The 12,375-nt window shown below is 62.5% G+C and carries 8 protein-coding genes and 2 pseudogenes; 6 read left to right on the top strand and 4 right to left on the bottom strand.

Translation table 11 applies throughout. The features are described from left to right. The gene (locus tag A9975_RS27205; protein WP_183035475.1) at nucleotides 1–1,602 is read right to left on the bottom strand and encodes a cbb3-type cytochrome c oxidase subunit I; all 1,602 of its coding nucleotides are present in this window, start codon (nucleotides 1,600–1,602) and stop codon (nucleotides 1–3) included. A gap of 585 nt (nucleotides 1,603–2,187) precedes the next feature. Here A9975_RS27205 and A9975_RS27200 point away from each other — a divergent pair. The 4 genes from A9975_RS27200 to A9975_RS27185 all read left to right on the top strand — a co-directional run bounded on the left by A9975_RS27200 (nucleotide 2,188) and on the right by A9975_RS27185 (nucleotide 6,209). Next, nucleotides 2,188–3,402, top strand: coding sequence for an NnrS family protein (locus tag A9975_RS27200; RefSeq protein WP_183035474.1), 1,215 nt, complete (start codon nucleotides 2,188–2,190; stop codon nucleotides 3,400–3,402). 311 nt (nucleotides 3,403–3,713) lie between these two features. Beyond that, nucleotides 3,714–5,147 (top strand): PLP-dependent aminotransferase family protein, encoded by a 1,434-nt coding sequence (locus A9975_RS27195; RefSeq protein WP_183035473.1) that lies wholly within the window; start codon nucleotides 3,714–3,716, stop codon nucleotides 5,145–5,147. Nucleotides 5,148–5,293: 146 nt separating this feature from the next. Next, the gene (locus tag A9975_RS27190; RefSeq protein ID WP_183035472.1) at nucleotides 5,294–5,731 is read left to right on the top strand and encodes a carboxymuconolactone decarboxylase family protein; all 438 of its coding nucleotides are present in this window, start codon (nucleotides 5,294–5,296) and stop codon (nucleotides 5,729–5,731) included. Nucleotides 5,732–5,777: 46 nt separating this feature from the next. Then, on the top strand, nucleotides 5,778–6,209 hold the full coding sequence (locus A9975_RS27185; RefSeq protein ID WP_370565632.1) for a cupin domain-containing protein: 432 nt from the start codon (nucleotides 5,778–5,780) through the stop codon (nucleotides 6,207–6,209). 89 nt (nucleotides 6,210–6,298) lie between these two features. Here A9975_RS27185 and A9975_RS27180 read toward each other — a convergent pair whose 3' ends face one another. From A9975_RS27180 to A9975_RS27170, 3 genes are all read right to left on the bottom strand, one after another. Beyond that, nucleotides 6,299–6,736: a carboxymuconolactone decarboxylase family protein gene (locus tag A9975_RS27180; protein ID WP_183035470.1), complete on the bottom strand. Its 438-nt coding sequence runs from the start codon at nucleotides 6,734–6,736 to the stop codon at nucleotides 6,299–6,301. 1,384 nt (nucleotides 6,737–8,120) lie between these two features. Beyond that, a complete protein-coding gene (locus A9975_RS27175; protein WP_183035469.1) occupies nucleotides 8,121–9,722 on the bottom strand; it encodes a hypothetical protein in 1,602 nt (533 codons plus the stop codon). 1,339 nt (nucleotides 9,723–11,061) lie between these two features. Continuing rightward, nucleotides 11,062–11,385 carry an H-NS histone family protein gene (locus A9975_RS27170; protein WP_183035468.1) on the bottom strand — a complete coding sequence of 108 codons (324 nt, stop codon included), beginning with the start codon at nucleotides 11,383–11,385 and terminating at the stop codon, nucleotides 11,062–11,064. Between the two features lie 467 nt (nucleotides 11,386–11,852). Here A9975_RS27170 and A9975_RS27165 point away from each other — a divergent pair. Both A9975_RS27165 and A9975_RS38260 read left to right on the top strand, forming a co-directional pair. After that, nucleotides 11,853–12,128 (top strand): annotated as a pseudogene (locus A9975_RS27165) (PHA-granule associated protein 4); the annotation flags it as partial. Nucleotides 12,129–12,246: 118 nt separating this feature from the next. Further along, nucleotides 12,247–12,375 (top strand): annotated as a pseudogene (locus A9975_RS38260) (IS256 family transposase); the annotation flags it as partial.

Below are 12,375 nucleotides of genomic sequence, written 5' to 3'. Positions count from 1 at the left end.
TTAGGCTCCCAGTGCCCGCTTGCGGCCTTGGTGAAACAAGGCGGGCCGGTCCCGGTTAGGTCCTAGGCCAAGGATGGCGCAGACAAAATTGGCGACGAAGAATAGATGGCCAAGGAGCATCATGCCGCCACCGACCGAGCGCGCTTTCAGGTAAGGGATGGTGACGGCCACGGAGTCCATGAAGGGCTTGCTGGCATTGAGCATGGCATAGCCTTGCAGCGTGCCGCCGATGGACAGCCCGATGAAGTACACGCCGATGCCGGCAACCGCGAGCCAGAAGTGCGCGTAGATCAGCCAGCGGTACGGCCACTCGCGGCCGGTCACGCGCGGCACCATGAAGTAGATGGCGCCAAAGAACGCAAAGCTGACAAAGCCGTACAGTCCCAGATGCGCGTGCGCCACCGTGTAGTGCGTGAAATGGGTCACGCGGTTGACGGCCCGCAGCGCCTCGAACGAGCCTTGCGCCGAGCTCAGCGTGTACATCATGCCGCCGAAGGTGACGAAGCGCAGCGTGGGCGAATCGATCAGCCGGTGGAAATGGCCGCGCATGGTCTGGTGCTGGTTGATCGAAAACGCGATCACGGGCACCAGCATCATCATGCTCTGCACGATGGACAAGGTAATCAGCCATCCCGGCACCGGCCCGCCGATCAGGTGATGGCCGCCGACCTGGCCATAGAAGAACGCCAGCGCCCAGAAACCCAGCAAGGACAAGCCGTAGGAACGCACGGGCTGGCCGATGATCTTGGGCAGGAAGTAATAGATGGAAGCCAGCGCCAACGGCGTGTAGAACAAGCCGAGCACGTTATGGCCGAACCACCAGTTCATGGTGGCCTGCTCAACGCCGAAGTGCAGCCCGGGGATGTTCGCCACCAGGAACAACACGGGGAACCAGAACAGCGCGCAGCCCATGTACCAGACCGATACGTAGAGGTGATCCACTTTGCGGTTCACTAGCGTGAGCACCAGCGGCATGCCCACCAGTGCGCCGCCGGCCACGAGCAGGATGTCGACCTGCCACGGGATCTCCAGCCACTCCAGGCCGTCTGAGATCCCAGCTGCGATGCTCCCCAGCCCGGCAATGAGCCCGGCATTCCACAAGGCCGCGCCGAGTACAGCGTACTTCGCGCCGGCCAGGTGCGTCTTGAGCAGGCGCGGCAACAGGAACAACGCGATGGATGAGCCGGCCATCGGCGCCCAGCCATAGGCCACCGCGTTCAGGTGGATTGTGCGGATGCGGCCGAACGACAGCCAAGGCACCGTGGCCAGCAAGTCGGGCTCGTGCAACTTGACCGAGGCCGTCAGCCCCGCCAGCGACGCCACCACCAGCCACACCATTGCGCAGCAGATGAACAGGAAGACCACGGGCGCCGAGGATTCGTCCGCAATATCGCGCGAGGTGTCGTACGCGGCATCGCCTGCGGGCCCGTGCGGCTTGTCCGAGGCAGGGTCTTCCGGCCGCCCCGCCTCCCCGCGGTCGAAGATCACGTTGGCCGCGGCCGCGGAAGTATCGAAGAAGCCCTTCTGCATGCTCCAGATAAAGGCCGCGAGCGCGACCACCGAGAGCAGGAAGGCGGATAGCAGGATGGCGATGGTACTCATGGGACGTTTCGGTTGCTGCCGCATCAGACGTGTCGCGACGGTTGCCGGGCCCACTTCCGCTGGCGCGGCAGAGGACTCGATCCTGAAGGTGGCTTCGTTGCGATCGGGCAGGCTGCTCTCCGCTACCCAGCGTCCCCTTCGGCCTTGTTAAGGACGCTCATCACAAAGTAGTTCTATTTTCCAGGCAGCGTTGGCACGAGCAAAAACACCTTTGCCCGGGTCCACCACCGGCCCCGTACTGTGCAGTTTAGGTGGTCAATGCGTGAGCCACCATAACCACTTCCCGAAATTTTCTGGTGACCACTGGCAGGTGGATGCGCCTCGCGGCCCGCGCGCCTTGCCGCGGTTGTGGCTGTGCGCGGCTTTGCGAAAATTCGTCGCGCCAGATGCCTGGAGCCAACAAAACGATGTTCTGTATTTTATGTTGCATATAAAATGCTTGTTTAATAGAATCGTTCTCAGGTTGCTGTGGCGCACGATACAAGAGCATTGCGAGGCTGCCGCCCCGGCCTGATGCACTGGCGGCTGGCCGCAGGCAAACGCCGCGTCACGCGTTCCCACCCATTCACTATTTGCGAGGCGCGCATGCTGCCCGTGCTCCAGACCCAGCCACCGTCCAGCCATGCCCCTGCGGGCCACCGCGGCCATCCCGTCCTTGCGCTCGGGTTCAGGCCTTTCTATCTGCTCGCGGCGGCCTTCGCCGTTGTGGCCATCGGCCTCTGGGCTGCCATCTATCTGGGATGGTGGCCACACGCCGGGGCGCAGCCGGCCACGGGCGGCATGCTGTGGCACGCCCACGAGATGGTTTTCGGCTTCGCCGCCGCAGTAGTGGTCGGCTTCCTGTTTACTGCCGGGAAGAACTGGACCGGGCTGCAAACGCCGCAAGGCGGGCTGCTGGCCGGCGTGGCCGCCATGTGGCTCGCCGCGCGGGTGCTGATGTGGACCGGGCCGCTCTTGGCGGCGAGCGTCCTGGACCTAGCCTTCCTGCTGCTTTGCGCGGCCAGCTTCCTGCGCGTGCTGGTTCGTGCCGGCAGTGCGCGCAACTACGGCCTTGCCGCTGCCTTGTTCCTGCTGTGGGCGCTGAACGCGCTGTTCCATGTGGCGCTGGCTAGCGACAACGTGCCGCTGGCCCTACAATGCGCCGACGGCGGGATCGGGCTGATCGCCATCTTTATCACCGTGATCGGCGGGCGCGTGATCCCGATGTTCACCGCCAACACCGCTCCCGGGGCAAGGATCCGGCGCTCGACGCTCATCGAGCGTAGCGTCGTCGTACTGACGCTGGCCGCCATGGCTGCCAGCACGTTGGCGCCGCAGGACGTCATGACCGGCGGCGTCGCGCTGCTCGCAGCCTTGGCACAAGCGCTTCGCCTCGCCGGCTGGGGCTCGCGTCATACGTTGCGCCAGCCCCTCATCGCAATCCTGCACCTGGCTTATGGCTGCCTGCCGCTGGGCCTGTTGCTGCTGGCGGCTGCCGCGCTGGGTTGGGGGGGCGAACGCTCGATCGCTTTGCATGCGCTCACCGTGGGCGCGATCGGCTGCGCCATCATGGGCATGATCACCCGCACCGCACTGGGTCATACCGGCCGCAAGCTGGAGGCCGGCGCGATGGAGAAAGCGGCATATGCCTGCATCGCCATGGCCGCCCTCTTGCGCGTCTTCGGGCCGTTCTTGCTGCCGCAATTCAAGCCGTTCTGGATCGCCGCTGCCGCGGCGCTGTGGATGGCAGCCTTCCTGCTGTACCTGGTGAAGTACACGCCCTATCTGACCAGGCCGCGCGCCGATGGACGGGATGGCTAGCTGCCTGCCATGCCACGCCACAAAAGCCAGCGCGGCAGTCAGCGGGCTGCATCTCGCCATTGCGGGTGTGGCGGCGGCAGGCATGCTGGCGGCGCCGGTCTTCGCTTCCGCCAACCTGGTGTTGGCTACCTTGCGCTGCGCACGGCCAGCCGGTTACTGGCCAGACGTTGCCGTAGCAGTCCCATGGCGCAAGTTGCCGCGGACAGCCGCGCATGTTGCACATGCGGCAACGCAGGTTAGCGCGCCGCTGGAAGCCGGCAGGGCCGGTACGTAGAATCTAATCATTCCCCACCGTTCCAGGTAACCAGCGAATGGATGTCCATTTGAGTATTCACGGCCGGCAGGGCCTGGCCGGCCAGCTTTACCGCCAGTTGCGCGCCGGCATTGTCGACGGACGGCTGGCGCCGGGAGAACGGCTACCGTCAACGCGTGATCTCGCCGCCCAACTTGGCGTGTCGCGCAAGACCACGCTGGACGTGTTCGAGCGGCTGATTGCCGAGGGCTACCTGCGCTCGCGCGCCGGCGACGGTACCTTTGTAGCGCACGCGCTCACCCACCTGGCTCCCCGGCCCCTGACAATATCCCCGAGCCCAGGTTCCGGCTCGATCTGGGAAGACCTGCCCGATGCCCTGCCGAGGACGGCGCCCGGCGCCGAGCCCGCCTTCGACTTCGTAGGCGGCATCACCGACAAGACTTTGTTCCCCTTCGACAAATGGCGCAGTTGTATCGGCCATGCGTTGCGCGTGCAAGCCCGCGGGCGCGGCGAATACCGGAATCCCTCGGGCGAGCAGGAGTTGCGGCTGGCAATTTCGCGCTACCTGGCCTTCAGCCGCGCCGTGGTTAGCAACTGGCAGGATGTCATCGTCACGCAGGGCGCGCAGCAAGCGATCGACGTGGTGGCGCGGGTCGTGATTCGCCCTAGCGACGTGGTGGCGGTGGAGGATCCCGGCTATCCGCCCGCGCGCATTGCCTTCTCCGCCTTGGGCGCCCGTATTGCCTATGTTCCTGTGGATGCAGAAGGGCTGGTGGTCGACGCCCTGCCGGACAACGCGCGCATTGTCTACGTCACGCCCTCGCACCAGTTTCCGCTCGGCATGGCCATGAGCCTGGAGCGCCGTGTCGCGCTGCTCGAATGGGCGCAACGGCGCGGCGCGCTGGTGGTGGAGGACGACTATGACGGCGAGTTCCGCTTCACGGGCAGGCCAATGGAATCGCTCAAAAGCCTGGACAGCACCGGCGTGGTAGCGTACGTCGGCACTTTTTCCAAGACGATTTTCCCTGAACTGCGTATCGGCTACGTGATCCCGCCAGCGCCCCTTGGCACTGCCATGCGCCGCGCCAAGCAGGTGGGCGACTGGCACAGCTGCACCATGACGCAGACGGCTCTGGCCAAGTTCATGCTCGACGGCTACTTCGCCAAGCACCTGCGCCGCATGCACAAGGAGTACGCCGCGCGGCGTGCCGTCTTGCTGCAGCACCTGGATGGCCCCCTTGCACCGTGGTTCGCGCCCAACGCGCCGGCCGCCGGGATCCACCTCGTAGCTCGCCTGAAGGCGGAGCGTGACGAACGGGAGTTGATCGCGCGCGCCGCCGCCGCGTCGATCGGCCTCTACGGCATCGCCGGCATGTATGGCGGGCAACAGCCGGTACCCGGGATCCTGTTTGGCTATGGTGGCATCGGCGTGGCCGACATCCATGCCGGCATGGAGAAGCTGGCCGGGGTGATGGCGGCGAGCAGGCTATAGCCACCCTCGCCGAACCGGCCCGGCCCGGCACCCCGTCACTGGCTACCTGGATTTACCGAAAAGTGGCTCTTTTGCATAACCAATTGGCGTCCTAATCTTGTTCCTGTCGCGTCGCCACCCCGGCGACGCAAACCAGGAGCAAAACCATGGAACAACGTCTCGATTTCTACAAAGCGAGCCCCGCCTCCATCAAGGCCCTGATCGGCCTGGAAGAGCGCATCGGCAAGAGCGGGCTCGAACAGCCGCTGGTGGAACTGGTGCGCCTGCGTGCGTCGCAAATCAACGGTTGCGCCTATTGCATCGACACGCATACCACCGACGCGCGCAAGGGCGGCGAAGACGACCGTCGCCTGGCCACCCTCTCGGTCTGGCGCGAAACGCCCTTCTTCTCCGAGCGCGAGCAAGCCGCTCTGGCCTGGACGGAGGCCGTCACGCTAGTCGCCCAGGACCATGTGCCCGATGCCGCCTGGGAAGCCGTCCGTCCACACTTCAGCGACGCCGAACTGGTCGACCTGACGCTGTTGATCTCCGCGATCAATAGCTGGAACCGCTTCGCCATTTCGTTCCGCAAGACGCCGGCCTGACCTACGGGAGAGTTCAACCATGATCCGATTGCAGATTAGGCGGACCGTGTTTCGCTTGGCGATTGCGACAGTAGTGCCAGCCGTGCTGGCATTGCTGGGCACGGGCAACGCCCATGCCCACACGCCGGGAGTGCAGCCCGGCGAGTCCGAGGAAAGCGTACAGCCGCTGATGAAGCAGCCCATCCCCGAGGCAGCGGGCAAGAACGTCCTGCTGGCAACGGTGACGTTCGCGCCTGGCCAGGAGCCCCAGCCGCATATCCACCCCGGGTCAATCTTTGCCTACGTGCTGGAAGGCACCGTGGTCTCGCAGCTCGGCGGCGAGCCGGCCAAGACCTACACCAGGGGACAGAGCTGGTACGAAGCGCCCAATGCAAGGCACCTGGTCACCCGCAATGCCAGCCAGACCAAGCCCGCCAGGCTGCTCGTGTTCGGCATCGCCGGCGAAGGCGATCCGATCAAACTGCCGCTCCCCCAATAAGTTAGCAGCCTGCTCCCGCGCGGGGCGGGCCTGCCGGCATACCCGCGGCAGACCCCGCGCGTAGCGCCTTCCTGCCTCCGGCTAGGCCGCTAGGCCGGAGACCGGCGAAACGCGATACCAAAGCGGTTAAGGCTATTGACCGCCGTGACCAGCAAAGTCAGGGCCACGATTTCCCGCTCAGAAAAATACGGCTGCACCGCGTCCCAGAGGGCATCCGGCACATGCGCGCCGGCAATGTTCGTCACCGCCTCCGCCCACGCCAGCGCCGCCCGCTCCCGGTCCGTGTACAGCGACGTCTCGCGCCAGACTTCCAGCATATCGATTCGTACCGCCATCTCGCCGTCCTTGCGCGCCCGCGCCGAATGCAGGTCGATGCAGTACGGGCAGCCGTTGACCTGCGACACGCGCAAGCGCACCAGATCCACCAGAGAATGCTCGAGCCGGTAGCGCTCGCTGCGCCGGTCCAGGCGAAGCAATAGTTCGGTGCTGGGCCGGTTGGCCCGGTAGCTGTCGAGCCGCAATGTCATGGCAATCCCCGCTGGCGGCCCAACCGGACGGCTGAACCTATAAGACAGCCTAGTGCCACGGGTCCGCGCCACCAATAGCCATTTCGGCGGGTTTTTGGGTAGCCAGTACCGATCGGAAGTGTGGGAATTTGTCGAAAAATCGCTCCTCCAGCTTGACATCTAGCAGCTCGACTCGTGTCTGCAGAAGGTAGTGTGCGCCGTTAATAGACCACAGCATTTGCTGTTGCGCCGTCATTAACGACGTCCACGAACGTCGACGGAGACCAACGGCACTGCTTCAAGGCTGCGCTCACTAATACACGCGCTAAGGTTCTGCGAGGAATTGCGCATGCGAATCGCCATGCCATCCTACCCCCTCGTTCGATGCGGCCCGCGATCACCTCAATCTTCGAGTTCTCAGCGTACGGATTGGCAGTAAGAACAGTGCTGTCAATGGCAATCGACAGTGATTTCACGGGTTCCTCACACAGAGGGTTCGAACCCCATCCCACCGCAAACTGTCGATCTTCAATGTACTCACCGATCTCGATCGCCTCGCGTCGGACTCCCATGTGAGAAAGGCAAGAGACCGACGTTATCTCAGATAACGACAGCCGCCGCAGTCCTGTACGATCCAGTTGCGCCATGACGAGCACAAAGGTAGGCCAGCTCGGGGGTAGTACGCAGGGGAAAGAGCCGGTCGATCGGGTACAGCGTTTCCCTGTAGTCTTCTACATCGCCGTTCTCATCAAGCGGCTCAGGGAGGCACGTGCAAGCCACCACCCGCGGAACGCGAACATGAATTGTGCCCCGTGCAGTATCGAACATGCGCGGGCGCCAATCTTTGATGCGGCGATATGTTCCGCAATGCGGGCACCTTCTCTTGGCTCTGTCGTAGGCGTAGATCTTCTGCGGTGCGACAGCCTGTTGGAGAGCGAGAGCCAGACGCTGCAATTCCCCCAGCGAAAGACCGGGGTCCGCAGGCTCCACGTGACACGTTGGTCGCTCTACTGTCCCGAGCTGGATAGTCTTGACGCTCCCATCATCGGCGTGGGATTGCAGGCAAAGAGTCCAGCGTAGTGACATGGCAGCCCCCGATACCCGCCCAGGAAACATCATCACCTTACTCGTAAGGTGGCGCCCTCCCCAGCTTCTTTCCACTCCCGGAATTAACGATCTGCAACAACCGCCTCGGCAGTGTGAAAATGCCGATCAATGCGCTGCCTATGAACTCTTTTGCAGTCTGGAGAAGAACTGAAAGATTCCATCATCCATAAGACCAACTGACGCTTTTGGCTTCGCTAAAAATCCGAAGACGAAGGGATAAGTGTCACCGCAGTACGATCGTCAGCCAGATCTCAGCCGATTTCCAGTGACACTTTCAGTTTGTTCGACGAGACGTCGCCTACATCGCGCAGATCTTCTCCCGCAACGGTTGCGCGTCGCGCGTGAAATGACGTAGCGTCGCGGACGGATTCCAGTCGTCGCCATCGATGCTGTAGCTCTGGTCGAACGGTTTGGCATTGCCGGTCTGCGCGTACAGTGGCGTGGTGTACGGTGCCACCACCATCAGGTGCAAGGTCCCGTCCGGGCCGAACGCCAGCCCTTCGGCTTCGGTGCGGTCGGGTTCATCGTAGGCCAGCAACTCCATCACGCTGCCGCTGACCGTGTCGATCTTGTAGATGCGCTTGCGCTTCAGCCCGTTGACCGTGTCCTTGGTATCGGCGGACGCGTACAGCATGCCTTTGTAGACCTTGGCTCCCTGCACTCGCTTTCCGTTGAATGAGAGTTGCAGCGGCACCGAGCGGATCAGCTTGAAGGTGGCCAGGTCGAACACATTGAGGTTATTGGCCGCCGCCGTGCTCCACGTCACCGTGTAGAACTGTTTGCGAGGCGCATCCACAGCCACCCAGGGCACGCCATCGGCATGCTCGGCAAGCGGCAGCGCGTAATTCTCACCGGTGTACTGCAAGGTCTTTGCGTCGAACACGGCGATATAGGACTGCTGCGACGAATCGTCCTCGTCTTCGATCGGCGCGTAGAGCTTACCGTCGGCGATATCGATGTCGCCGATATGACCCATGTGCGGCCCCCCCGGGAAAGCGCCGTATCCCGCCTGGATATCGGCCGGCAGCGCCAGCGGTCTGTTTAGCACCGGCGCATAGCCGGCATCGGTCCGCTGCAGGCCGTAGCGCCAGGAAAACACCGGCGTGCCGCCGTCGAACGCCAGGCCCTGGCTTTTCAGCGTGGCCGGGATCCTGGCCACCTGGTCATCGGTAAGGTAAGAAAAGCCGGTCAGTGTCTTGGCGTCCAGCGCTAGCTGATTCAGCACACGGTCCAGATATTGCTGCAGCACCGACATGTCATTGACGAACGACGTGCGTTGCGCGGCGGCTTCCGTCCAGGTCTCCTGGTCCAGCGCGTTGTTCACGGCGCGCAGGGCCGCGACGACCGGCAAACTGCGGCCAACCAGCCTGGTCTCCAGCGCCAGCAGATCGGCTTCCGACAACGCAGCCAGCTTGACGCCGGGGGCCGATGCAGTGAGCGGCGGGATAGTAATGCCGTTGGTGGGGTCCTGGTCGGCATCGAGAGTGAGCAGCAAGCTGGCCAGCTTGCCCAGTGCCGGCGTGCTCTGGCAGTCGCGCTCGGGCTGCAGATCGAACAGCGTGATGACAGGCTTGGGTGCGATCGCCGCCAGTTCGATGCCAGCCACTTCCAGCGTCAACATGCTGGTGCTGTCGACGGAAAAGGTGCCAGCATCGGTCTTGACCTGCACGCCGTTGGCCTTCACCGTCAACCCGTTCAGGCCGGGCCAGCCGGCCAACTTGACCTGCGTGATCGCCGCAGCGGGCGCCGTGGCCGGGGGCAGCTCCGGACTGCTCGCAGAGGGTGCCGCGGCGTTGTCCGTGCCATCGCCGCCGCAAGCGGCGAGCGATGCAACGACGGCGGCCAGCAACGGGATGGAGTAGTGGCGGGTAGCCGGCTGTGGGAGACGACGAATCTTCATGGCTCTAGAGTGGTGGTACGGCGATTGAAAGCGCGAGCGGTGCCCCTGCGGGAGGGATCGAGCGGTGATTGCCGCCCCTCGAAGCCCTGCATTGTTGACCCGCAGTGTGGCTCCCTCATGACACTATGTCATCATGCCCAATCATGCAGACATGCAATCGCCCGCCTCGGCCAGGAGCGCTCACATCGGCAATACCATGCCGATCCTCGCCACATTCAGCATCGCTAATGTCGCCGGATTTGCATCAAGGAGTGGACGCACTACCACGGGCAGTCTTGGCCGGATATCCTCTTCGTGCTCAGACGTGGCACTCCATACCGATGAACCTTCGCCCGGTGCTCACGCACGCCCTCGTGCTACTGCCAATGCAGATGTCCAGCACAAGCGTAGACCAAAGGAAAGTTGTCACTGTCTCAAAAACAATGTCGTCAATTCTTGTGATGACCCTGTGCTTGGTCGCACGCCACAAGGCAAATATCGGGGGGGCCAGCCTCGCGAAATGGTCGGCCTGGCTGGTGCAGTGTCGCCAGCCGCTGCACGGCGTTTCCGGATCTCAACGACAATCTCGAACAGCGGGTGCGCCAGATGGTGCTGCCCACGGCAGCCATCCAATAAGCACCTCGTTCACGAGGATCTCGACTTGCGCTGGTAGTCGCGGCATTCCGGCCCTCTCGTCGGCGCGGACGGGATTCTACTTCTAGCAAGTACGCTGGTCGCACCAGGTCCCAATTGGACAAGATCAAGCGATTGCTGGGCAATGCAAGCGGTAGACCCTCTTACCATCGAGCGGCCCTGCCCGGCCTGCCCAGCCATTTGTCGGGGGACTATTTTTCCCCTCGGACAATCCCTCCATTAGCGGGATACTGAAACTGCCGCAGTGCAGCATAATTACCTACGGCGACTTGACTGACCCCGTGTTGCCACTCCTCGAGAGTGTGGGCGCCCACCCTGCCGCCCACACCCCTTTTTCTACCGGGTTCCCGTTAAACCCCAGAGGGAAACCCGCGCTACTGCTTCGATACCTTGATGTTTGTGCGCGTGCCGCGCTTGATTAGCTTTCCGGCTACAAGCCCTCCCCGGGGATGCCTTCTCCAACGCGGGAGCCACTAGCAAGGCCGAGGACGGACCGCAAAAAAATCCATCTCTTTATATTGCTCAGTACGCGCAAAAACGACTACCCGCTCCACCAATACTGCGATATGAAAGAAGCGCAGATAGAGAGCGGGCAAACTAAGACATGCGGGCACAATACCGTGTCGCTGACGCCAAGAGACCGCTTTAGCAGCAACTCCTCAGGTCAACGAAATTTAACTCGGCAAACGGATTCCGGTGCTCCTGCTCACGCCACTGGAATCAGAAACTTGTCGCGATTCTTCCCCAGCCAAGCCGGTGCACGACCACGTCCGGTCCAAGTGGCGCCGGTCTTCGGGTCCATGTACTTCGGCGGCAGCGAGGTTTTTTCCTTTGCCGGCGCCTTAGCCTGATCGCCAGCTGCCGGGCGCCCGCGGCGTCGTTTCGGAGCCAAGTCCTCAACCGTGAGTTCGTACTCCGCCATTAAACCCTGGATCTTCTCGATAACTCCAGCGATCTCGCTTTGACGAACCTCAGCCAGCTGAGTTTCGAGCTTTTCTTTTTCTGCCAGCAATTGTTTGTAGGTAGCCATGTTGGTCTCCATCAATTAAGAACAGTTCGATATCCTACAGCACATCGCCGAACTTTCATCAACTCCTTGCTTGTAGTCCGCCGGATACTATTGAGCTAGTATTTTAGCGAGTGAATTTGGGGCAGGCAGCCAATGTGCAGAATGATGTACGCACAAACAAGCATTTCGGCGATAGTCGGCCACCCCAAGCAGAAATTGATGGACAAGAAACCAACAAGGCCCTCGCTGTGACCGTCGCACTGGCGGAATCTGGCTAGGCGAACATCCAACTAGCTGAATGAATGGTGTTCCAGAAGAGCGACGAAATCGCAGCTCCCCTCTCCTTGTGTCACCAAGTCCGCGCCCGCATTCTGCAGTGCCCGCACCTGTCAAGCGCCGGGAGGGCCGTCGGGCTCGACGCGCCCCCGACGGCTACAATACCGTGAGGGCGCAGGGACTGTGCGCCGAGAATGTGAGTGGAGAAGTAAATGGCGACAGCTCGAGCTGGCACCAAAGGGGAGGCACTAAGACTCCTCGGGACAGAAGGCGTGACGGTGGTGGAACTGGACTATGAGGCTGGCTGGCAAGATGCGATTGAACTTGGTCGGCTCGGCCAGAAGGCAGGGGTACGCGTGGAATATCGCGGGCAAGAGAACGTCGCAGTCAAATCGCCAGCGGCATTGGTCGCCGGACTGATGCGGGTAAAAGCGACCTTCAGGCAGCGAAACCTCTATTGCCAGTTTGAGCTGAGTGAACTACCGGCGAGCTAAAGTCGAAACTGGTGTACGGACGGGGAATTTGAGGCGCGGAGTAGAGGGCGGTGGAGCTTTCCGCTGAGAATCTGATTGTCGAGATCGGAAACCAGCACAAGAAAGGTCCACCATGAGCAAGGATAAGGGGAAAGAAGCAGTCGGTCTATCGGAAATCGGGCTTGGGCTCGAGGAGCTGATCAGGCGCGGGGCCCGGCGGGTCATCCAGGAGGCGATTGAAGTGGAGCTGGCAGAGCTGCTT

It is taken from the genome of Cupriavidus sp. UME77, assembly GCF_014170355.1.
Classification (GTDB): Bacteria; Pseudomonadota; Gammaproteobacteria; order Burkholderiales; family Burkholderiaceae; genus Cupriavidus; species Cupriavidus basilensis.
Note: the sequence above shows the minus strand (reverse complement) of the source record. Positions and strands in the feature narration are given on the sequence as shown.